20 protein-coding genes are annotated in these 22,849 nt (G+C 63.2%); 15 read left to right on the forward strand and 5 right to left on the reverse strand.

The genetic code is table 11. The features are described from left to right. Positions 1-61 precede the first annotated feature (61 nt). Together HAP48_RS33115 and HAP48_RS33120 are read left to right on the forward strand one after the other, a co-directional pair. Complete coding sequence (locus HAP48_RS33115) at positions 62-598, forward strand: tetratricopeptide repeat protein (protein WP_175612376.1); 537 nt, start codon at positions 62-64, stop codon at positions 596-598. Between the two features lie 176 nt (positions 599-774). Further along, complete coding sequence (locus HAP48_RS33120; RefSeq protein ID WP_224496719.1) at positions 775-1,272, forward strand: hypothetical protein; 498 nt, start codon at positions 775-777, stop codon at positions 1,270-1,272. On the opposite strand, the gene HAP48_RS33125 is transcribed toward HAP48_RS33120, so the two are convergent. Together HAP48_RS33125 and HAP48_RS33130 are read right to left on the reverse strand one after the other, a co-directional pair. Beyond that, positions 1,273-3,525, reverse strand: a complete 2,253-nt coding sequence (locus HAP48_RS33125) for a spermidine synthase (RefSeq protein WP_166204053.1) — start codon at positions 3,523-3,525, stop codon at positions 1,273-1,275. Positions 3,526-3,746: 221 nt separating this feature from the next. Continuing rightward, complete coding sequence (locus HAP48_RS33130; RefSeq protein ID WP_166204054.1) at positions 3,747-4,889, reverse strand: acyltransferase family protein; 1,143 nt, start codon at positions 4,887-4,889, stop codon at positions 3,747-3,749. A 445-nt stretch (positions 4,890-5,334) separates the two neighbouring features. Here HAP48_RS33130 and HAP48_RS33135 point away from each other — a divergent pair, with 445 nt between their 5' ends. Further along, on the forward strand, positions 5,335-5,580 hold the full coding sequence (locus tag HAP48_RS33135) for a hypothetical protein (protein ID WP_166204055.1): 246 nt from the start codon (positions 5,335-5,337) through the stop codon (positions 5,578-5,580). A gap of 100 nt (positions 5,581-5,680) precedes the next feature. On the opposite strand, the gene HAP48_RS33140 is transcribed toward HAP48_RS33135, so the two are convergent. Together HAP48_RS33140 and HAP48_RS33145 are read right to left on the reverse strand one after the other, a co-directional pair. Next, the gene (locus HAP48_RS33140; protein ID WP_166204056.1) at positions 5,681-6,748 is read right to left on the reverse strand and encodes a hypothetical protein; all 1,068 of its coding nucleotides are present in this window, start codon (positions 6,746-6,748) and stop codon (positions 5,681-5,683) included. 145 nt (positions 6,749-6,893) lie between these two features. Continuing rightward, positions 6,894-7,160 (reverse strand): hypothetical protein, encoded by a 267-nt coding sequence (locus tag HAP48_RS33145; protein ID WP_166204057.1) that lies wholly within the window; start codon positions 7,158-7,160, stop codon positions 6,894-6,896. Between the two features lie 220 nt (positions 7,161-7,380). Here HAP48_RS33145 and dinB point away from each other — a divergent pair, with 220 nt between their 5' ends. The 5 genes from dinB (at position 7,381) to HAP48_RS33170 (ending at position 13,414) form a co-directional block, all read left to right on the forward strand. Further along, positions 7,381-8,628 carry a DNA polymerase IV gene (gene dinB / locus HAP48_RS33150; protein ID WP_166204058.1) on the forward strand — a complete coding sequence of 416 codons (1,248 nt, stop codon included), beginning with the start codon at positions 7,381-7,383 and terminating at the stop codon, positions 8,626-8,628. A 112-nt stretch (positions 8,629-8,740) separates the two neighbouring features. Next, complete coding sequence (locus HAP48_RS33155) at positions 8,741-8,950, forward strand: hypothetical protein (protein WP_166204059.1); 210 nt, start codon at positions 8,741-8,743, stop codon at positions 8,948-8,950. 629 nt (positions 8,951-9,579) lie between these two features. Beyond that, a complete protein-coding gene (locus HAP48_RS33160) occupies positions 9,580-11,169 on the forward strand; it encodes a sugar ABC transporter ATP-binding protein (RefSeq protein WP_166204060.1) in 1,590 nt (529 codons plus the stop codon). Next, positions 11,166-12,158 (forward strand): ABC transporter permease, encoded by a 993-nt coding sequence (locus tag HAP48_RS33165; RefSeq protein WP_166204061.1) that lies wholly within the window; start codon positions 11,166-11,168, stop codon positions 12,156-12,158. The genes HAP48_RS33160 and HAP48_RS33165 overlap by 4 nt, the downstream gene beginning before the upstream one ends. Before the next feature lie 104 nt (positions 12,159-12,262). Next, positions 12,263-13,414, forward strand: coding sequence for a substrate-binding domain-containing protein (locus HAP48_RS33170; RefSeq protein WP_166204062.1), 1,152 nt, complete (start codon positions 12,263-12,265; stop codon positions 13,412-13,414). A gap of 78 nt (positions 13,415-13,492) precedes the next feature. On the opposite strand, the gene HAP48_RS33175 is transcribed toward HAP48_RS33170, so the two are convergent. After that, positions 13,493-14,287, reverse strand: a complete 795-nt coding sequence (locus tag HAP48_RS33175) for a DeoR/GlpR family DNA-binding transcription regulator (protein WP_166204063.1) — start codon at positions 14,285-14,287, stop codon at positions 13,493-13,495. 348 nt (positions 14,288-14,635) lie between these two features. Here HAP48_RS33175 and deoC point away from each other — a divergent pair, with 348 nt between their 5' ends. The 7 genes from deoC to HAP48_RS33210 all read left to right on the forward strand — a co-directional run bounded on the left by deoC (position 14,636) and on the right by HAP48_RS33210 (position 22,811). Further along, entirely contained in the window at positions 14,636-15,553 is a 918-nt protein-coding gene (deoC, locus tag HAP48_RS33180; RefSeq protein WP_210292983.1) for a deoxyribose-phosphate aldolase, read from the forward strand. Between the two features lie 2 nt (positions 15,554-15,555). Beyond that, positions 15,556-17,943 carry an aldehyde dehydrogenase family protein gene (locus HAP48_RS33185; RefSeq protein ID WP_166204064.1) on the forward strand — a complete coding sequence of 796 codons (2,388 nt, stop codon included), beginning with the start codon at positions 15,556-15,558 and terminating at the stop codon, positions 17,941-17,943. Positions 17,944-18,025: 82 nt separating this feature from the next. Next, positions 18,026-18,481 (forward strand): RbsD/FucU family protein, encoded by a 456-nt coding sequence (locus HAP48_RS33190; RefSeq protein WP_166204065.1) that lies wholly within the window; start codon positions 18,026-18,028, stop codon positions 18,479-18,481. A 5-nt stretch (positions 18,482-18,486) separates the two neighbouring features. Then, positions 18,487-19,410 carry a ribokinase gene (gene rbsK, locus HAP48_RS33195; RefSeq protein ID WP_166204066.1) on the forward strand — a complete coding sequence of 308 codons (924 nt, stop codon included), beginning with the start codon at positions 18,487-18,489 and terminating at the stop codon, positions 19,408-19,410. Between the two features lie 7 nt (positions 19,411-19,417). Then, positions 19,418-20,293, forward strand: coding sequence for a carbohydrate ABC transporter permease (locus HAP48_RS33200; RefSeq protein ID WP_166204067.1), 876 nt, complete (start codon positions 19,418-19,420; stop codon positions 20,291-20,293). Continuing rightward, positions 20,290-21,327, forward strand: coding sequence for a carbohydrate ABC transporter permease (locus HAP48_RS33205; RefSeq protein WP_166204068.1), 1,038 nt, complete (start codon positions 20,290-20,292; stop codon positions 21,325-21,327). Before HAP48_RS33200 ends, HAP48_RS33205 begins: the two co-directional genes overlap by 4 nt. Before the next feature lie 23 nt (positions 21,328-21,350). Beyond that, positions 21,351-22,811, forward strand: coding sequence for an extracellular solute-binding protein (locus tag HAP48_RS33210; RefSeq protein ID WP_166204069.1), 1,461 nt, complete (start codon positions 21,351-21,353; stop codon positions 22,809-22,811). The last annotated feature ends 38 nt before the right edge of the window (positions 22,812-22,849 follow it).

Here is a 22,849-nt window from a genome sequence, read left to right on the forward strand (position 1 = left end):
TTTCGCGATGATCTTTCGAATGGTGCAAGAGATGCGCTGGAATTGGGGAACGGGGCGAGGATTGCATCGTCTCGCTCCAGCGTTGATCTGTTGCTGTATGGCGACCGGCCTTGGGGCCTGCGACTACACGACGCGGGAAGCCGCGATCGTTGCGCCGGTGGATCCGCCAGGCGGCGACCCGGTGCAGGAGCCGACCGACGTCAAATATTATCCCTCTGACGAGCCGGTGCGGCTGGGGCTGGAGCATTACAACCGCGGCAACTACGGGATAGCCCAGCGCTATTTCAAGGACGCCGTCGAGAAAGCGCCGAAGGACGTGACGGCTTGGGTCGGGCTCGCGGCGAGCTATGATCGGATCCGCCGCTTCGATCTTGCGGATCAGGCCTATGCCCAGGCGATCCGCCTCGGCGGTGAGACGGTCCAAATCCTCAACGACCAAGGATACTCTCTCATGCTGCGCGGCAATCTGAGTGGCGCGCGGAAGAAGTTCGAGAAGGCGTATTCGCTCGATCCGGGCAACCCCGTCATCGCCAACAACCTCGAGCTCCTCAACGGCAGCCGGAAGTTCATCGAGAGGCCGCCGAACAATCAGCCATAAGCTGAGAACCTTGCCGCAGTAGTCTGATTTTAATGATGTTTTTGTGTTTGGCTGGTCCGGTCCGGGGCCGCGTTAAGACAAGTTAAATGCTTTGGAACTAAGACAAGCCAGACGTTTTCATACGTATGGCTTGTTTCATGAACCGCCTTTTCAAGCTGCAATTCCTGGGTCCGTGCGTGCTGTTCGCGGCGACCCTTGGCGCCGAACTGGCGGTGCAGGCCCTGCAATATGCGCCGAGCTCCGAACTGCTCTGGTTCGTCAATCTCCGGGTCTTCGGCATCTTCCAGCGCAGCCACGCATTGCTCAGCGAGATTGTCGGGATCGACGGTTTCCAGCTCTTCGGCGTCGCGCTGCCGCTGTTCCTGCTGGCCTGCCTCGGGCTTGCAGCCAAGGCCAGGCCCGCGTTCACCATCGCAACGCACCTGAGCGCAGGCTATGCGGGATTTCTGCTCTTCGCCTGGCAGTCCGGCGTGCCGACCACGGCGCAAGCATCGCTTGGACCGATCGCGGTCCCGACCGGTGCCGGCCTGTACGTCATGGCGACCATTCTTGGGGCTTGCCTTCTGTCCTTTGCGATCACGCACCTGCTTTATTTCCAGGCCGTGGGACGGGAAATTGGTGCCTTGGGCAGGTGGCTGCGGCCCCGCCGGACGGCTGCGGCAACCGAAGCCTGATCAGCGCCTGAACTTCCGGTCGATAACGGCGCCTAGGACGTTGGCATAGTCATCGGTCCAGGCCGTGCGTGCGTTGGGATCGAGGCGCTTCCATCCCGGCTGCGCCGGCAAATCGCCGAGATCCTGCACGTCCCGAGCAAGCACGACCACCTGTGTGCGCGTCCGCATATCGTCGTCGCCGTGGTTCGTTGGAGTTTCATCCTTGCCGAAAGCGACGAGGCCCTCCGCTGCGCCAACCGCGGCTGTCGGCCCCCACAGCGACATATGCTGGTTCGAGATGTGCACCACGATGACGCCGTGCGCGGTCAGGTGAGACAGATATCCGGCGAACGCCTCGCGCGTGAGCAGGTGCACTGGAATTGCGTCGGAGGAGAACGCGTCGAGCACGATGAGATCATAGTGCTCCGGTGATGCCGTGAGCGTCAGCCTCGCGTCCCCGAGCACGATGCGCATGTCCGGGCCGCATTCCGACAGGAAGCGGAACAGAGCCGGGTCGCGTGCGATGCGGGCCACATGCGGATCGAGTTCGAAGAACGTCCATGCCTCGCCGTCCTGCCGATGACAGGCGAGACTGCCGGTGCCGAGCCCAACGGCCGCAACGCGCGCCAGCCGTCCCTGCGCGGCGCGGGCCGCTGCGATGGCGTCGCCGATCGGCCCGCCGAAATAATAATACATCGTCGGTTCGGGACGGCCGCGCACCGGCGTCCCGTCGTTGTTGCGAACGCGTTCGGCACCATGCGCGGTCGTTCCGTGCATCAGGAGACGGACTCTCCCCGCGGGGTCCTCGACCACGCGATGCACGCCGAAGAAACTGCGGACTTGCTCGATCGGCGAGAGCAGCGGATCGAGCTTGGCAATCGCGAAGGCGAGCGCCGCCAGGCCGAAGAACAGCGCCGGTTGCCGTCGCAGCAGCAGCATGGCGCCAGCGAGGACGATGAGCGCGATTTCGGTTGGCACCACGGCGCCGGCCGGCATGCGAACGCGGAGCCACATGATGGCGACGATCGCCGCTGCCAATACGAGACCGGGGCTGCCATGCCGCAGGAACCGGCCTGGCCCGCCGGCAAACGCACCGGGCATTGCCAGTAGCACTGCAAGGACAAGGATGGGGTATTCGGCGACGCCGTTGAACGTATGCGGCGCGATTAGCCCGGCGAAGATTCCACCGATCATCCCGCCGAACGAGGTCCACAAATAGAATTCCGTCAGCCGCGCCGGCGCCGGTCGGCGGCGATAAAGCTCGCCATGGCACGCCAGCGCAAGCACGAAGAAGGCCGCCAGATGCATCATCAGCAGCGCACTCAAATACGGCCGAGCCAGCGCCGACGCAGTGACGATCACAGCCACCGTGGCGAACGGTACCAGGCGCAATACCCGCTCATGCGCCACCCAGGCACGGTCGCGGAAGATCGCCACGAAGGTCAGGAGGTAGAGCGATAGCGGCAGAACCCACAGGAATGGCGCTGCCGCAAGATCGACCGAGATCGCCGCCGTGACCGCGACCACGAGGCCCGCAGGGATCGCGGCGAGCACGGTCCACATCGCGCGTTCGGCGATTTTGGAAGCGGCGGTCGTGTCCGCGGTTGTCTCACGGATCGCAGGCTTGTCCGCGCGGGCGACCATCACCGCCGCCGTCGCAATCAGCAGGACCAGGAGGAAATAGCCGACCGACCACGCCTGAACCTGCGAGTGCAGCGTGGCCAGCGGCTCGACGATGAAGGGATAAGTCATGAGGGCCGCGAACGACCCCAGGTTGGACGCGGCATAGAGCAAATAGGGGTTTGCCGCGTGGGGATGACCGCTCGCTGCGAACCAGTTCTGCAGCAGGGGGGCGGTCGCGGCGAGCGCGACGAACGGCAGGCCGATCGATGCGGCAAACAATGTCAGGAGCCAGAGTTCGAGCCCTCCCTGCGGCGGTGCTTCGAAGCCGTAAGCAATGCGGATCGGCAATGTCGTGGCGGCAATCGCCAGCAGGCCAAGATGGACGAGGGCCGAGAGACCCGGCGAGAGCATGCGGCAGAGCAGGTGCGCATAGGCGTAGCCCAGCAACAGTGCCGACTGGAAGAAGACCATTGCGACCGACCAGATCGCGGCCGCGCCGCCGAGCCGCGGCAGCACCATCTTTGCAAACATCGGCTGGATCGCGAACAGCAACAACGCCGAGAGGAACAGCGCCACGGGATACACCAGTGGCGCAAAGCGCACGGTCCGCACGGATATCGCTCGAAGATTGACCTGGTCATCGATGGACATGGAGATTCTGACTTGTGTGCGGCACGCGGTGCCAAATTGACGCGTTGAAATTGCTAGTGACAAAAACCGAAGAAGCTTCGAAATCGCCGCGATACTCGCTACGGTACCCAATGAAAAACACGTTCAAGGTAGCATAATCACGTGGTTCAGGAAATCTGCTCGTCCTTCATTCGTCGATCGTCGGTATCTGGGCCGACCAGCGCTGATTGGCCGGATCCTGCTCAAATTGGAACATGACGGAATTGGATGCCACGAAGGGCGTTGCGGGCTGGCATCTCAATCGCAAAGTAAGTGCCAACGGGCACGGCAGCTGTCGCTGCAGCCAGCATGACATAAACTGCGAGCGGCCAGGCGGCAGGCTCGCCGAACAAGGCGATCGCGCCGAGGAAAATGACGAAGTGGGTCATGTAGATCGAGTACGAAATCACCCCGAGGAAATGCAGCGGCTTCGAGCCGAGCAACCGCGACGTGATTGAAGTCGGGTCCGTTGCTGCAAGTACGACGAAGGGATAGACGACTATCAGCGCGTGTGAATTGGCAAGTCCGCAATACGCCAGCACCACAACGAATGCGATTCCGCACCAGATCAATGTCGCAAATTTTGTGGAGGCCACATAAAGCCCGTCGCGCTTCTGGAAGCTTGCGAACGCAGCCCACCCGGCTGTGAATCCCAACACCCCACGAGCCAGGGCTATCGAGTCACTCCATTGGCTCTTTGGAACGTGGAGCTGCGGAGTGACCAGGAGATCATCATAGAAAAACGTGAACAAGAAAAAGGAAGCGGATGTCGTGACGACAATGCAGAGCAACCTGGTTGATGTTGACGGTAGCGCCTTCTGGAAGAGCAGAATAGGGAACAACACCAGGTAGCAGAACCATTCGACAGACAGGGACCACGCCGGAGTGTCCCAATGGACGCCTGAGCCGATCACCGGCCACGCATTCAACATGGCGAGCTGCAATGTGAAATCCGACAACGAGGTGCCGAAGGGGTAGCTGATCGGATCGACGACAAAGGGCCAGACGTAGAGAACGCCGGCTGCGATCAAGCAGACCAGATACAACGGGTAAATCCGAGCGATGCGAGCTGTCAGGTAACTCGAAAACCTGAACGTCTCCCGATTGTAGACGTAGGACAGGGTGAAGCCGCTAAGGCAAAAGAACAGATCGACGGCGTTGTGCCACATGAAAGGGGTGCCGGAGTAGGCGGGAATGGTGTTCTGAAAATGTGCAAGAGCGACAGCCATCGCGGCCAACCCGCGAAGTCCCGTTAGCGCCCGCAGCTCCGGCCGCGGAGAGGGATCTTGCACGGGACTGCTCTGCTCAATCTGATGGATTTTCACGAGCTCTACTGAGCGGTTCATTGAAATTCCCATAAAATAAGGGGGCAGCGTATCCCAACCCAGGCAGGCAGGAAAGTGCGTGTCGATTCGCGGTCTGTTGCTCTCACCGCAATGGCTCAAACAACTCCATTCACCTCACTCAGCCGAAACTGGTGCCGACCGCTAGCCCGTCGCAGCGGATATCATCCTGCTCGGCGCGATAGGCCTGCATGTCCACCGAAAACGGGCGGGCAACTTCCGGCGGGATATCAATCGGCGTGAGCCAAAGGTAGGGCGACTGCCTTGAACGTGCGAATCGACCGATGATCTCGCTTGTAGGGGCATGGCCAATCCGTAAGATCACGGGGTCGGAAAAAGTAGCGATTTTCCGCTGGCAGACCATCTCACCGACGGACCAAAATGGCGGACGTCTGGAGCGGCTAGGCATGGAAGCCGAAAAAGCCCGAACCAACGGGGGGGGGGAACGGTGGATAACGACAAACTCGACGAGCGCCTCAGCTATCTGGAAGGACAGGTTGCTCGGTTGCTAACGGCCCTTTGCTGCGCGCTCAGCGTCATACTCGTGTTCATCTTCTATGACCGACGTCCATTCTTCCTCGATCAAGATTACGGCACCCTGGTCATAAGAATGGCTGGCGTCGTCGCATCAGCTTTCCTGGTGGGGTGGCCAATCGTGAGGTGGATCGTCGGCAAGAAGTCAGAACCGCGATAGGTTGATGCAGTGGGTGCCGTCCATCGCATCAAGACGAGCGCCACGTGACTGATCATGTCCTTCAACCGTTCGTTGGCCGCGGGGCGACTGCCGTGTTCTGCTAGTTCGCCGTCAGCACTGCATCGACGCGGCGGCTGTTTCGTGTGCTGATGATGATCGCGCCGTTGCGGGTCGCAAATTTCGCACCGATCAGCCGCGGCACTTTCTCCGTCAGCGATGACGGCAGCGGAATCATTCCGCCGGTGATGGGATCGCCGACGTTGACCGGCGGCCCGCCGGCGCCGGCCGAAGGCGCGGCCTTGATGTACTCCCTGACCAACTGAATCTCTTCCCGCGAGAGGTTGAGCGCGGCCTGTTGGGCGGCGGCGTCAAGCGCCTTCTTCTCTGCCTCCGCCTTGTCTTGCGCCGCTTCCTGTTGGGCGGCGTCGCGCTTCACGGTTTCGATCTGTTCGAGTCTTGCGAGACGTTCTCGCAGCGGAACCAGCTCCCGGCGCAGCGTGGCAATGTCCGACTTCAGGGTGGAGTTCTGGCCGAGCGCAATCGCTGCGGCAACGCACGCAACGACCGCGATCAGGCTGAGACATGCGACGGCGAACCCCGTCACGCCAACCCGATCGCCGGCCTTGCGATCTGCCATGCCGTCCGAGGAACGCCGCCGCCGCCGGCGAGCGAACTTCGGCATGCTGCTGGCGAGCAATCCGACGAGTCGCGATAGCCGGGCATCGCTTCGATTCGTATCGTGAACCGAGCCAAAGGCCGGCTCGAATACGATCGGAACATCGGCGCGTGGTTCGGGTGCGGCATCAATGTCATCGGTCCGGTCGACGACCGCACCGCTTAGCGCATCGCGCGTGTCGGCAACAACGGTGTCCGGGCGCTCTTGCCGTTCATTGGATTCTTGCTCGATGCGCTGCCGTTCGCCACGTGAAGCTTCGAGTGAGTGCCATAGCGAGAGGCCGGAGCCGGTGATCTGCAGACCGGCGTCATTGATCGAAGCTAATCCGGCTTCGAAGACGTCAGCGTCGCCCAGCTCGGACGAGCGCTTCAACTGCGTGGCTCCGTCGCCCGCTGCGATCATGCGCTTGACTTCGCGGCTGACTTCATCAAGCGGGATCCGTTGCTCGGGCCTTGCGGCCAGCACGCTCAGGATCGCCAGATTGAACTTCATGCAGCGCCTCTCGATGCCCCGTCAGCCGGAGAGTCGAGGGAGTGTAACGGCTCTCGCATAGGCAAACAATCCGCCGCCAGGCGCGCAACAGATGGATAAGTCCGCCTGCAACGGGATGCGTCAGGATCGCGTGGGCTGAAGCGCTTCAGAGAAATTCGCGCAGCCTGGAGAGCTCGAGCACATGCTCCGGCGACAGCACATCGGGGACGAGCGGAGGCTGCGACCTGGTCCGGATCTCATAGAGGTGTCGCGTCTTCTCAGGCTTGTCCATGAAATCGCGAATGCATTGGTCGAGCGTCCCGTTGACGACCATATAGGGCGTCCGGTCCTCTCGCCTGGAATTGTTCAGAGACGGCCACTTGTAAAGCGAGGCCGCGGCCTGAAAGTCCACCTGATGAGCGTGATCGTTCATTTGAGGATATCAACCCCAAAGAGCTTGTCCGTCAACCGACGCGCTCCGACAGGCACGCCATCCGCGAGCGATCAATAAGGCGCAAAGACGGACTGACATCAGTCATGCCGCAAGCGAGCACAGAGAATACCGGTTCATATTGTTCGTGTTTTGTTCTATGGTCAATTCCCGTATCCGAGATCGACCAATTTCGGTCGGAGGCCGGGGTGAACGGGTTGAGATGGCAACGGCAACGACGATCCTTCACGCCGACCTCGATGCATTTTACGCGTCGGTCGAGCAGCTGCTTGAGCCAACGCTGCGAGGCAGGCCGATCGCCGTTGGGGGCGGGGTTGTGCTTGCCGCGTCCTACGAGGCGAAGGCCTTCGGCGTGCGTGGCGGCATGTCGGGACGGGAAGCGCGCGAGCTGTGCCCGCAGCTCATTTTTGTCGGCGGCCATTTCAGCGACTACCAGCGGCTGGGTGATGCGGCGATCAAGGTGATCGGCGATTTCACACCGCTGGTCGAGCGCATTTCGATCGATGAGGCGTTCGCCGACGTTGCCGGCTGCACGCACCTGTTCGGAACGCCCGCCGAAATAGCCGCGGCGATCCGGCGGCGCGTGCGCACCGAGCTCGGCCTGCCGATCTCGGTGGGCGTCGCACGCACCAAGCATCTTGCAAAGATCGCCTCGCAGGTCGCAAAGCCCGACGGGCTTGTCGTGGTTGATCCCGACGCCGAGCTGAAATTCCTTCACGATTTGCCGGTTGAACTGATGTGGGGTGTGGGGCCGGTCACCCGGACGCGGCTGGCGGCGATCGGCGTTTCGACAATCGGACAGCTTGCCAAATTGTCGGAATGGTCGTTGGCAAGGTTGCTCGGTCCCGCGGCGGGCGAGAAGCTCGCAGCCTTGGCCTGGAATCGCGATCCACGACAACTCAAGCCGCACCGCCGTGCGCGATCGGCAGGAGCACAATCGGCGCTTGGCCGAAAGCCCGCGATCGAGCAAGTCATTCGGCCAACGCTGCTTCATCTCGCCGACCGCGTCGCCACGCGGCTTCGGGCCAAATCCCGGCCTGGACGTACTGTGACAGTACGCGTTCGTTTCGCCGACCTGAAGTCGGTGACGCGCGCGATGACGCTCGATGCGCCGGTGTGCACGACAATGATCCTGGCCCGCCTCGCCGAAAGTCTGGTACGTGCTGCGCTCGCTGACCACCCGGGCGAGAAGATCATCTCGCTGCTGGCTATCTCGGTGTCGCACCTCGAGGAACACTGGGATCTTGCTCTCGACCTCCCGCTCGGACTGGCCGATGAAGCACTTCGCCCTGGAAGTCGGCCGGGGATGGCCCGCTGGGCGGCAGACCGTGCCATCGACAGGATCCGCGATCGCTTTGGCTGGGACGCGATCGGATACGGTTCGGCGGCGCTGGAGGCTGTTCGTTCGGTCCCCGATGAGTTTCGCAAGCTTGCCGAGAAAGACCTCTAGAACTCGTGATTCACTTTCTCGTCAGTCCATTAACAAAAGGCAATTTGGAATCGCGCCCTTGTGAGTGGTGACCTCGCGCACTCGGCCTATTCTGGGGCTGCGGAGGACAGCCATGAAGTACAGCGCCGAACTGATCCAGACCATGCGCGATGCATTGGACACGGTCATGGCCAGCGTACCTGCGGATCAATCCGTTTTCGGTCTCAAGGCGGCCGTTGCTGAATGCATCCTGAGAGCCGCCGCTCACGGCCAGACCTCGTTCGACGGACTCGTGACCTCAGCGTCCAATCAGCTGCAATCGATCATCTCGATGCTGACCTAGGAGATCAGGTCGCGGCCAGGCTGTCCGGAAAAATAGCTCGAAGGGCAGGGGATCGACGGCAGAGAAACTGATCTCGCCAGCCGCAAGCAGTCTACAACTTTGACGTCGACGCGGTGACCGAACCTGATCGGCTTTCATCGCAGCCCGCGGTTGTGGTGCCTCGTAGCGATCGATATCGCGCTCAGCGTCGGGCACACTTGGCCTGCACCGTCGTTGTGCCGGCGGGACGTGGCGGCCGCGCAGTCGTTCATCCGGCACATCTGGATTCGGCGGGTCCGGGACGATCACGTGACCTACACCCGGCATCTCGAGCGCTCGCCGGCCATGTGCCTTGCCCTGAGGGCCTGTCCGCCGTGAGGCCAAGCCGCTCGGCTCGTATGATCCACGACGTGCGGCAAGCAAGACGTCGCGCGTGGCACTGCCCGGGATTCTGCTCCATTGCGCGGCCTCAGCCCCAAGCGTCATCGGGTCTCCGACGAGCGCCCCACGTCTTGCGGAGCTGAAACCCCCGTCCAAATGCGAAGCCATCCGTTGACAATCGACCCGGATGGTAGAATTATAACATAAATAGTTCGGAAAATAACATGATGTCACCATCGTAGCAGCGATGGGCGGAGTGGGAGGAGAAGGTGGAGCCGTCTGGTTCGGTTGCAGCACAACCGACGCCGCCGCTTGTGCTGGTCAACGGCATCAACAAGCGCTTTGGCGGCGTGCGCGCGCTGCGCGACGTCAGCCTCGAGGTGCGGGCCGGCGAGGTGCATGCGCTGCTGGGCGAGAACGGCGCCGGAAAATCCACGCTGATCAAGATTCTCAGCGGTGTTCATGCCTTCGACAGCGGCTCAATCGAGATTGCGGGCCGGCGGGCGGCATTCGACAATCCGGCAAAGTCGCGCGAGGCGGGGATCGCCGTCGTCTATCAGGACCTCAGCCTTGTTGAGTCCTTGAGCGTAGCCGACAATCTGCTGCTCGGTCGTGAACCACGCACCCGTTTCGGCTTCGTCAGGAAGCGCGAATTGATGGCACAGGCCGAGGCGTTCCTGACGCAGCTTGGCATCCCCCTCGATATCAAGGCCACCGTCGGCTCGCTGCCGTTTGCCTATCGCCAGATGACGGAGATCGCGAAGGCGCTGATGGGCGAGGTGCGGCTGCTGAGTCTCGATGAGCCGACGTCCTCGCTGACATCGGACGAGGTCCGCATCCTGTTCGAGGCGATCGGCAAGGTGACGCGCCGCGGCGTCGGCGTGATCTATGTGACGCATCGGCTGAATGAAGTCTTCGAGATCTCGCAGCGCGTGACCGTGCTGCGCGACGGCGCCAATGCCGGCACCTTCGTCACCGCCGATACCGACATGAAGCGGCTGGTCAATGCGATCGTCGGCATCGATCGGGCGTTGCCGGTGACGACGAGGGCCGGGCCGCAAGCTGCCCGCGGCTTCGAGGTGCCCCCGGTTCTGTCGCTGTCGAATGTCTCCAACGACCGGATGCGCGATGTCGACTTGTCGATCCTGAAAGGCGAGATCCACGGGCTGGCCGGATTGATCGGCAGCGGGCGTACCGAAATTCTCGAGACGATCTTTGGGCTGCGTCCCGTCGAGCATGGCACCTTGCAGATCGACGGCCGCGGCTGGCTGCCAAAGAACCCGGCGGATGCGATCGACCGCGGAATAGCCCTGGTGCCGGAGGACCGCCACGTCCAGGGCCTGGTGCTCGACCATTCGATCGAGCGCAACGTCACCCTGTCGCGGCTTTCGTACTTCTCGCGCTGGGGCTGGATGCAGCAGGCCGCGGCGGCCAGGCGCGCGGAGACCGCGATCGGCAGGCTTGCGGTGAAGGCGCCGGGCGCGTCGAGCCTGGTCAGGACGCTCTCCGGCGGCAATCAGCAGAAGGTGGTGTTCGGCAAGTGGAATGATCCGAGGCCGCGGGTTTTGCTGCTGGACGAACCCACCGTCGGCGTCGACGTCGGCGCGCGCGAGGAGATTTATGGCGTGATCCGGCACGCCGCCCGCGACGGCACCGCTGTGCTGGTCGTGTCGTCCGACCTGGTCGAATTGATCGAGCTCTGCGACCGCATCTCGGTGATCGTTGACGGCTGCGTCGCCCGCACGCTTGTGCGCGGCGAGATCGACGACGCCGAAGAGCTGCACCATCTGCTCCAGCTGTACCAGGCGTCCGGCCAAGGCGTTCTTGACAAAGCCGCATTGCACGAGTTGCCCGCATGACCGAACTGACTGCCCCCAACGTCGTCGCACAGCCGACGCGATCCGATCGCCGCCGCAAGCTGCTGCAGAATCTGCTGCGCGGCGAACGGCCCTACATGCTCTACATCGCCTTCGTGATCCTGCTGGTCGTGTTCAGCCTGTCCTCGCCCTGGTTCCTTTCGGTCGAGAATTTCCTGAATATCGGCCGGCAGACGACCCTGGTGTCGATCATTGCGGTCGGCATGACCTTCATCATCATCGCGCGCCAGATCGATCTGTCGGTGGCATCGACGCTGGCCCTGTCGGGGATGGCGGCTGCGCTGGCGATGAGCCAGATCAACAACAGCTGGATCGTCGGCGCCGCCGCCGGGCTCGGCACCGGCGCGCTGGTCGGGTTGCTCAACGGCATCCTGACCACGCAGCTTCAGATCCCGTCCTTCCTGGTGACGCTTGGCACCCTGAGCATGGCGCGCGGACTGGCGATGATGGTCACCAACACCAAGCCGGTCATCATCACCAACGAGACCTATTTTACGATCTTCGGCGAGGGATCGTTTCTCGGCATACCCGTACCGATCGCCTGGACGCTGGCGGCGATGATCGTCGGCATCCTGCTGCTGCACTACAACGTGTTCGGCCGGCGGATCTACGCCGTCGGCGGCAACCCGACCGCGGCTCTGTATTCCGGCATCAACACCAAGTGGGTGACGACGGCGGCCTTTGTTCTCACCGGCACGCTGGCCGGCCTTGCAGCGCTGGTGCTGTCCGCGCGTTCGCATGCCGCGCGCCCCGATGTCGTGCAAGGCATGGAGCTCGACGTCATCGCAGCCGTCATCCTCGGCGGATGCAGCCTGTTCGGCGGGCGCGGCTACATCCTGGGAACGCTGTTCGGCAGCCTGATCATCGGCACGCTCAACAACGGTCTCGTGCTGCTCGGCGTCAGTTCGCCGATGCAGCTCGTGATCAAGGGCGCAATCATCGTGGCCGCGGTGGCCTTCACCAAACGCTAGTCGAGTTCGAACGCAGGCGCATGAGGCACGGAATCATCGCGCTGCACGGGTAGGGGCAAGGTCGCCGGCCCTCGGTCAATCGGCGACCAAAATGGGAGGAAACAATGAAGCTAATCTTGCGACAAAGTGTGCCGCTGGCCATGCTGATTGCTGCGACGGCCATCTCGATCGCTCCCTCGGCCCGCGCCGAAGTTCCTGCAACCTGCGTCAAGGGTGTTGACCTCGCAACGCTCGGACCGAAATCGATCATCGGCCAGGGACCGCATGGCGAGAAGGCCGCTTCGCCCGAGGTGCTCGCACTGTCGGACGCGGATGCTGCCAAGATCAAGGAGAAGCATTTCAAGGTCGGCATCTCCATGCAGACGGTCAACCTGGACTGGTCGCAACTCCAGATTCAGGGCATCACCGACACGCTGAAGAAATACGGCGTGACGGTGACGGGCGTCGCCTCCGCCGAATATCAGGTCGATAAGCAGATCGCCGATATCGAGAATACGATCCAGCAGCATCCGGACGGCATCATCTCGATCCCGGTCGATTTCACCGCCACCGCGCCGACCTACAAGAAGATCGCCAAGGCCGGCATCAAGCTGGTGTTGATGGACAGCATCCCGACCGGCCTGAAACATCCCGAGGAATATGCCGCGATGGTCTCGGCAGACAGCCAGGGCAACGGGCTGATCGCAGCCCAGATCCTTGCGTCCTGCGTTGCACAGGGCGGCACCATCGGGCTGGTCAATTTCGGCGTCGACTATTTCAGCACCAACGAGCGCACCAAGGGCGTGCGCGAGTGGATGAAGGCGAACCGGCCGGACATCAAGCTGAAGCAGGTCGATTTCACCGACCCGCCGAAGGTCTCGCAGATCGCCGGCGACTTCCTTACCGGCAACCCTGATATCAAGGGCCTGTTCGCGGTCTGGGATCAGCCGGCGCTGGATACGCTGAGTTCGATGCGCGCTCAGAGCATCAACATCCCGGTCACGACCGTTGACCTCGGCCTGCAATCGGCGATCGAGATCGCCAAGGGCGGTCCGTTGAAGGCGACCGGCTCGCAGCGTCCTTATGATCAGGGCGTCGCAGAGGCACTGGCGATGATGAATGCGCTGCTCGGCAAGGAAACGCCCGGCTGGATCGGCGTGCAGTCGCTGCCCGTCACGCAGTCGAACGTGCTGGAATCCTACAAGACGGTGTTCAAGAAGGAGCCGCCGCCCGAACTGACGGATGCCTGCAACAAGGCCAAGCCTGCCTGCAACTGAGCTTTGGCTTCGATGCGCGGTTTTGCGAGGCCGCGCATCGTGGACAGCCTGATCCGGACGAGCCAGCCCCCGTTCGGATCAGGTTGCGCTCGTCACATACTCGACAGGAAGGCTGCGGAAGTGCTTGCGCATGTCTGACGGCACCGAGCCGCCGACGATGATCCGCGAAAACGCGCCGACATCAGAGAAGAAGGCGGGCTTGAGGCTGCCGAGCTTGCTGGCATCGACGACCAGAATGCTTTCCATCGCGGTGGCGATCGCGGCCTGCTTGATCGCGACCTCGTGAAAATTGGAGCAGCTCGAGCCGCGGGTCCAGTGCAGGCCGCCGGCGGAGATGAACGCCTTGTTGATCCCGAGCCGCCGCAGGTAGGACAGCCCGTCGTCGGACGAGAACGACTGCGATGACGGGTGATAGAGGCCGCCCATCAGCATCACCTGCGTGGCCGGTCGCCGCGTGACAATCGTCGCCACGTTCATCGAATAGCAGATCACCGAGAGCGGCATATCCTCGGGCAAGCAGTCCGCCAGCGATTGCATCGTGGTGCCGCAGTCGATGAAGATCGTGTCGCCTTCCTTGATCGATGCCGCTGCCGAGCGGCAGGCGAGCAGCTTGTCCTGGGTGTGCTGATCGATCTCCTGCTCGAACGTGTACTTGATGCCGGTCGGAGACGCCGCGTTCACGACATAGCCGCCGAGCAGGGCGAGCGCAGCTTCCGGTCCAGCAAGGTCGCGCCGCACCGTCATCTCGGACACCTTCAGCAACTCCGCAGCATCCTTCAGATGCAGCGCGCCGCTGCTTTCGACAGCGCGGCGCAGCCGCTGCAGGCGCTGAACGCGTGTCTCGCTGGGTCGTGCGTTCGGTGTTTCAGCCATTTTGCTCACCGAGCTTGCTTATCCGGTTGACAATGATCTTACAATGATGTGAGTTTAGCAACGACAATATGTTACAATAATAACATCGAGGGCTGGCGGCCAATCCGCGGTCTGACGATGTCATGCATCGGCGGGCTGCGGCTCCGGCGGGCAAGGTCTGGGAGGATCCCATGTTGCAATGGACACATTCAGTCTATCTGCCGATCTGCTCGATTCGCTAGAACCGCGGGCGTTGCGATGGTGCAGAGCGTGCTCATGCCAAATCCTTCCGCCGTGCCGGTGCAGCCCCGTGCGCAGGGCGATGGCGATCTCCATCCGGTCGCGCGCAACAGCGGCCGCCCGCTCGAGATGGATTGGGTCGACGACATCAGGATCAATCTGTCTGCCGCCGAGCGGCGCGTGGCGAGCTTGCCGGGCCGGCGTACTGTCAAGAAGGACGCGCAGGCCGCCTGGCTGCTCAAGGCGATCACCTGCATCGATCTGACGACGCTCAATGGCGACGACACTGCGGAGCGTGTGAAGCGACTTTGTGCCAAGGCGAAGGCGCCGGTGCGCAGCGACCTGCTCGAGGCGCTCGGCTTTACCGGGCGCGACCTGCACACCGGCGCGATCTGCGTCTATCACCGTTTCGTCGCCACGGCGGTCGAGGCGCTCGATGGATCCGACATCCCTGTCGCCGCGGTCTCGACCGGATTTCCGGCTGGCCTTGTGCCGCACGACATTAAGCTCAAGGAAATCGAGGCGTCGGTCCGCGACGGCGCGCAGGAGATCGACATCGTCATCACCCGCGAGCATGTGCTGACCGGCGATTGGCGTGCACTTTATATGGAGGTCAGGGATTTTCGCGCCGCGTGCGGCGAGGCGCATCTGAAGACGATCCTGGCCACCGGCGATCTCAAGACATTGCGCAACGTCGCCAAGGCCTCCATGGTCTGCATGATGGCCGGCGCGGATTTCATCAAGACCTCCACCGGGAAGGAAGGCGTCAATGCGACGCTGCCCGTGACGCTCGCAATGCTGCGGATGATCCGCCTGTATCAGGAGCGCACCGGCTACAGGATCGGCTTCAAGCCGGCCGGGGGAATTTCGACCGCCAAGGACGTGCTCAACTATCAATTCCTGATGAAGGAGGAATTGGGCCGCGACTGGCTCGAGCCGGATCTGTTCCGCATCGGAGCCTCCAGCTTGCTCGCCGACATCGAGCGTCAGCTCGAGCATCACGTCACCGGCCGCTACTCGGCCTTCAACCGTCATCCCGTGGGCTGAGCATGAGTGTCGCACAATACTACGAGACCATGGACTATGGTCCCGCGCCCGAGGCCGACGGCGAGGCGCGCGCCTGGCTGAAGCGGCACGACGCGACTTTCGGACATTACATCGGCGGCAAATTTGTCGCGCCGCAATCCGGCAAGCACCTCACGACGATCGAGCCGGCCACCGGCAAGACATTGGCGAAGATCGCTCAGGGTGCTTCTGCCGATGTCGAGGCTGCGGTCGGCGCCGCGCGGTCAGCGCAACCACTTTGGGCCAAGCTCGGCGGCCACGGCCGCGCCCGCCATCTCTATGCACTGGCGCGCATGCTGCAGCGTCACGCGCGGTTGTTCGCGGTGCTGGAGGCGATCGACAACGGCAAGCCGATCAGGGAAACCCGCGATCTCGACGTGCCGCTCGCCGCGCGCCATTTCCTGTATCACGCCGGCTGGGCCCAGCTGCAGGAGCGCGAATTCGCCGATCAGGTGCCGATCGGCGTGATCGGACAGATCATTCCCTGGAATTTCCCGCTGCTGATGCTGGCGTGGAAGATCGCGCCTGCGCTGGCCGCGGGCAATACGGTGGTGCTCAAGCCCGCGGAGTTTACCTCGCTCACGGCACTTTTGTTCGCCGAGCTTGCAGCGGAGGCCGGTTTGCCGCCGTGCGTGCTGAACGTCGTGACCGGTGACGGCGCGACCGGCGCGCTGCTTGTCGAAAACCCGGGCATCGACAAGATCGCATTCACCGGATCGACCGAGGTCGGCCGGCTGATCCGCCAGTCGACCGCGGGCACCGCGAAGTCGCTGACCCTCGAGCTCGGCGGCAAATCGCCCTTCATCGTCTTCGATGACGCCGACATCGACGGCGCGGTCGAGGGGGTGGTCGATGCGATCTGGTTCAACCAGGGGCAGGTCTGCTGCGCCGGCTCGCGGCTCTTGCTGCAGGAAGGTATCGCGGAGACGTTTCGCCGACGGCTGATCCGGCGCATGGAGACGCTTCGCGTCGGCCCGCCGCTCGACAAGTCGATCGACATGGGGGCGGTGGTCGCGCCCGTGCAGCTCGAACGGATCAAGTCGCTGGTCGAGACCGGGGTGAAGGAGGGCGCCGAGAAATATCAGGCGCCGGGCGCGCTGCCGGCGGAGGGCTGCTTCTACCCGCCGACCCTGCTCTGGAATGTGCATCCGGCTTCGACGGTGGCGATCGAGGAGATTTTTGGGCCGGTGCTGGTGGCGATGACGTTCCGCACGCCCGATGAGGCGGTGATGCTCGCCAATAACACCCGCTACGGGCTTGCCGCCAGCGTCTGGAGCGAGACCATCGGGCTGGCGCTGGATATCGCGCCGAAGCTCCTGGCCGGCGTAGTCTGGATCAACGCGACCAATTTGTTCGATGCCAGCGTCGGCTTTGGCGGTTACCGCGAGTCGGGCTTTGGCCGCGAGGGCGGCCGCGAAGGCATGTACGAATATCTGAAGCCCAAGGCCTGGAGCGGCCGCAAGGCGCGCGCGAAGGCATTGCCGCCGCCGGCGCCTGCCGCCGATGGTGGCGGGTCTGGCGTGCCGGCGATCGACCGCACGGCAAAACTGTTCGTCGGCGGCAAGCAGGTTCGTCCCGACGGCAATTATTCGCGTACGGTGCTTTCGCCGAAGGGCAGGCATCTCGGCGAGGCCGGCGAGGGCAACCGCAAGGACATCCGCAATGCCGTGGCCGCGGCGCGCGCCGCCGAAGCCTGGGCGCGGGCGACGGCGCATAATCGCGCCCAAATTCTTTATTACCTTGCTGAGAATCTGTCCGCGCGCAGCGACGAATTCGCCCGGCGCATCGCCGACATGACGGGCATAACCGCCGCCAAGGCGCGTGCCGAGGTCAACACGAGCATCGAGCGGCTGTTCAGCTATGGGGCCTGGGCCGACAAATTCGAGGGAACAATCCACGCGCCGCCATTGCGCGGCGTGGCGCTCGCGATGCATGAGCCGATCGGAGTTGTCGGCGTGGCCTGTCCGGACGAGGCACCGCTGCTCGGCTTCATCAGTTTGGTGGCGCCGTTGATCGCAATGGGCAATCGCGTCGTCGTCGTGCCGAGCGAGCGGCATCCGCTCGCCGCGACCGATTTCTACCAGGTCCTGGAGACGTCGGACGTGCCGGCGGGCGTCGTCAATATCGTCACGGGCGACCGCGACGGTTTGGTGAAGGTCCTCGCCGAGCACGATGATGTTGACGCGCTCTGGGCGTTCGGATCGCAGGAGGCTTCGGCGGCGGCGGAACGGCTGTCGATCGGCAATCTCAAGCGCACGCTCGTCGATCACGGTCTGTTGCTCGATTGGTACGACAGGGCTGCATGTGAAGGGCCGATCTTGCTGCGCCACGCCGTGCAGGTGAAGAACATCTGGATTCCCTATGGTGACTAGGGTCACCAGATCACTGTAGCGACAACAGCGATCCGGACCGTCAGCGTTCGGACGATTTCGAAGATCAAGGAGGGAAGGCAACATGCTGAAGGGCATCGATCCATTGCTCAATGCCGATGTGCTCTACGCGCTGCGCGCGATGGGGCACGGCGATCGTCTCGTCGTTTGCGATACCAACTTTCCAGCCGATTCCATCGCGCGCCAGACGGTTTTCGGCCGGCTGCTGCGTATCGACAATGTCAGCACCGCGAGGGCGATCGAGGCCATTCTCTCCGTCATGCCGCTCGATACCTTCGTCGACGATGCGGCCATCCGGATGGAGATCGTCGGCCAGCCGCAGGAGGTGCCGCCCGTACAACGCGAGGTGCAGGCCGCGATCGATCGCGCGGAAGGCCGATCCTGGCCGCTGGTCGGCGTCGAGCGTCACGCCTTCTATGAGAAAGCCAAGTCCGCCTATTGCGTGATCGCAACCGGGGAGCGCCGCTTCTATGGCTGCTTCCTGTTCAGCAAGGGCGTGATTGCGCCGGACGGAGAATGACCACCATGAGCAGGAATGGCGTCGCCGTCCTTGGCGTGTTCGTCGTTGATCTCGCGTTCCGTGCGGGCAATATGCCGGCGATCGGCGAGACGATCGCCGGGTCAGGATTTGCGATGGGACCCGGCGGCAAGGGCTCCAATCAGGCGGTCGCGGCCGCGCGTGCGGGCGCTGCCGTGACCTTCATCTCCAGGATCGGCAGCGACGCCTTCGGCGAACTTGCGATCAAGACCTGGGAGGCCGAGGGAATCCGGCCGCGCGTGGCCAGGACGGCGGAAGCGCCGACCGGCGCGGCGTTCATTTACGTCCACGAGACGCGCGGCGATAACGCGATCATCGTGGTGCCGGGTGCTGCGGGCGGTATCAGCCCAGCGGATATCGACGCGGCGGCGGGCGCCATTCGCGACAGCCGCGTTTTCGTGACGCAGCTCGAGCAGCCGGTCGACGCGGCGATCAGGGGACTTGAGATTGCGCGCGCGGCCGGCAGCATCACGGTGTTCAATCCGGCGCCGGCGATCAAGTTCGACAACAGCCTGTTTGCGCTGTGCGACTATGTCGTCCCCAATGAGACCGAGGCTGAAGCGTTGACCGGGATCGCGGTGGGCGATCTCGACGGCGCTCGCCGCGCTGGCGACGCGCTGCTGGCCAAGGGGGCGGGGACCGCGTTGATCACGCTTGGCGAGCGTGGCGCCCTGTTCCATGCACGGGACCGCTCGTTGCACGTACCGCCGTTTGCCGCCGGCAAGGTGGTCGAGACCACCGGCGCGGGCGACGCCTTCGTCGGCGGCTTCGCGGCGGCGCTCGCGGATGGCGTCGATCCGCTGGAGGCTGCGCGCTTCGGATCGGCCACGGCGGGAATCTCGGTGACGCGACCGGGGACGGCGCCGGCGATGCCGCGGCGTGCGGAGATCGAAGCGCTGCTGAAGGGCTGATCCTCCGATGATGCGGAATGATCCGATCAAGCACGTCTTCATCTGGCCGGCGGTGCTCGTCGTGCTGGCGATCTCGATCTTTCCGCTGATCTATTCGCTGACCACCAGCTTCCTCAGCTACCGCCTGATTCCACCGATCCCGCCGCGGGTGGTCTGGTTGGGCAACTATATCGCGCTGCTCCAGGAGCCGCGGTTCTGGAATGCGATCTTCACCACGACGCTGATCGCCTTCATCGCCGTCGGGCTGCAATATGCGATCGGATTTGGGGTGGCGCTCGCCCTCAATGCGCGCGTGCCGGGCGAACGGCTGTTTCGCGTCGCGTTGCTGCTGCCGATGCTGCTCGCGCCGGTCGCGGTCGCACTGGTCGCGCGCATGATCTTCAACCCGACCATGGGACCGCTCAATCAGCTCTTGGGCAAGTTCGGCCTGGTCAATTTGCCGTTCCTCACCAATGGACATTGGGCGCTGGCCTGCATCATCGCGGTCGAGGTCTGGCAGTGGACGCCCTTTATCATCCTGATGATGCTGGCCGGCCTGCAGACGCTGCCGGAGGACGTCTACGAGGCCGCCGAGCTCGAAAATGCCAGCGCCTGGCAGCAGTTCTGGGGCATCACCTTTCCGATGCTGCTGCCGATCTCGGCCGCGGTCGTCTTCATTCGCCTGATCGAGAGCTACAAGATCATGGACACCGTGTTCGTGATGACGGGCGGCGGACCTGGCGTCGATACCGAGACCCTGACGCTGTTCGCCTATCAGGAGGGCTTCAAGAAGTTCAATCTCGGCTACACATCGGCGCTCAGCTTCCTGTTCCTGATCGCCATCACGATCATCGGCGTCACCTATCTGGCGCTGCTCCGGCCGCATCTGGAGAAGCGCCGATGAGCGGGCAGGGCCTGACCGGATTGTCACCATGGAGCCGCCGCCTGGTTGCGGCAGGTGTTCTCGCCTGGTGCCTGATCACGGTGTTTCCGCTCTACTGGGTGGTCGTGACCGCGTTCAAGACGCCGCCCGGCGTGGTCGGCGGGCCGACCTATCTGCCGTTCATCGACTTCACGCCGACCCTGCAGCCCTTCATCGACCTCTATCAGGGGATCCGCGGCGAGTTCTTCCGGACATTCCTGAACTCGACGATCGTGGGCCTGTCGGCGGCCGCGATCGCCACCGCGATCGGCGCGATGGCCGCCTATGCGCTGGTGCGCTTCGAATTCAGGGTCCGGCTCGGTGCAGGCCTTGCCTTCTTCCTGCTCGCACTCGGCGGTTACCTCGTCTTCAACAACAATTTTGGATTCACCCGACCGCAGGCGCTGCTGCTTGCATTCCCGATCGCGCTGGCCGTTGCGATCATTGCCAACCGCCTGCCGCTGCCCGGGCCGATCCTCGGCAACGAGGACATTCTGTTCTGGTTCGTCAGCCAGCGCATGTTCCCGCCAATCGTCACGGCCTTTGCACTCTATCTGCTCTACAGCGAGATCGGCCGGCTCGGCTTCCAGCTGATCGACAGCTATATCGGCCTGACGCTGTGCTACGTCGCCTTCTCGCTTCCGATCGTGGTCTGGCTGATGCGCGATTTCTTCGAGGCGATCCCGATCGAGGTCGAGGAAGCCGCGATGGTCGACAACGTGCCGAGCTGGCGCATCTTCGTCGGCATCGTCGTGCCGATGTCGATGAACGGATTGCTCGCGACGTTCATGATCACGCTGGCCTTTGTCTGGAACGAGTTCCTGTTTGCGCTGTTCCTGACCAATTCGCGATGGCAGACGCTTCCGATCCTGGTGGCGGGGCAGAACAGCCAGCGCGGCGACGAATGGTGGGCGATCTCGGCGGCGGCGCTCGTCGCCATCATTCCGATGATGATCATGGCAGGCCTGCTCAGCCGGATGATGCGGTCGGGCCTGCTGCTCGGAGCTATCAAGTAAGAAAACCTAGGGAGGACAAAATAATGTTGCGACGAACGTTCCTGATGCTTGCCACTTCGCTGGCGACAGTCTGCGGCGTGGGCGAGGCGAGCGCTGCCTGCAGCCCGGACTATACCGGCGTCACCCTGACGGTGGCGTCGCAGACCGGCCCCTATATCGCGTCCGCGCTCAAGCTCGGCGCCGACGAATGGGCGAAGAAGACCTGCGGCAAGGTCAACGTCGTCGAGTTTCCGTGGTCGGAGCTCTATCCGAAGATCGCGACCTCGCTCACGGCATCGGACGCGACGTTCGACCTCGTCAGCTTCGCGCCGGCCTGGCTGCCGGACTTCGTGCCCTATCTCAGCGAGATGCCGAAAGAGATGCAGTCCGGCAAGGACTGGGATGACATCGAGCCGGCCTACCGCGAGCGCCTGATGGTGTGGGAAGGCAAGATCTATTCGCAGTCGATGGACGGCGATGTCCACACCTACACCTATCGCACCGATCTGTTCAGCGATCCCAAGGAGAAGGACGCGTTCAAGGCCAAATACGGCTATGACCTCGCGCCGCCAAAGACCTGGAAACAGTATCTCGACATCGCCGAGTTCTTCCAGCGCCCGGACAAGGGATTGTGGGGAACGGCGGAGGCATTCCGCCGCGGTGGCCAGCAGTTCTGGTTCTTCTTCAGCCATGCTGCGGCCTACACCAACAATCCGAACTATCCGGGCGCGATGTTCTTCGATCCCGAGACGATGGATGCGCAGATCAACAATCCGGGTTGGGTGAAGGGACTGGAGGAATACATCCGCGCGTCCAAGCTCGGCCCGCCCAACGCGCTGAACTTCTCGTTCGGCGAGGTGAACGCGGCGGTGGCCGGCGGTCAGGTGGCCGAGTCGATCGGCTGGGGCGACACCGGCGTCATCGCCGCCGATCCCAAGCAATCGAAGATCTCGGGCAAGGTCGGCTCGGCGATGCTGCCCGGTTCGGACGAGATCTGGAACGCCAAGACCAAGTCATGGGACAAATTCCCGAACGTCGTGCCGGGCCCGTTCATGGCGTTCGGCGGCTGGCAGATCGCGGTGCCGAAAGCCGGCAAGAACCAGCAGGCAGCCTGGGACTTCGTCAAGACGCTGACCAGCCCGGATGTGTCCGGCCAGGCGGCGATCACCGGCGGCAGCGGCGTCAATCCCTATCGCAAGTCGCACACCGCCAATCTCCAGCTCTGGAGCAAGATATTCTCGCCGGAGGAGGCCAAGGAATATCTCGGCGCGCAGTCCGACTCCATCAACGCCAAGAACGTCGCGCTCGACATGCGTCTGCCCGGCTACTTCTCCTACACCGAGGTCGTGGAGATCGAGCTCGGCAAGGCGCTGGCAGGCCAGACCACGCCGAAAGCCGCGCTCGACGCGATCGCGAAGGAATGGAACCGGCTGACCGACGAGTTCGGCCGTGCCAAGCAGCTCGCCGCCTATCGCGCGGCGATGGGTCTGCCGCCCAAGAACTAGCAAGAACTAGCAGGCCATTGAGATGGTCCCGGATGACG

The organism is Bradyrhizobium septentrionale, from assembly GCF_011516645.4.
Classification (GTDB): domain Bacteria; phylum Pseudomonadota; class Alphaproteobacteria; order Rhizobiales; family Xanthobacteraceae; genus Bradyrhizobium; species Bradyrhizobium septentrionale.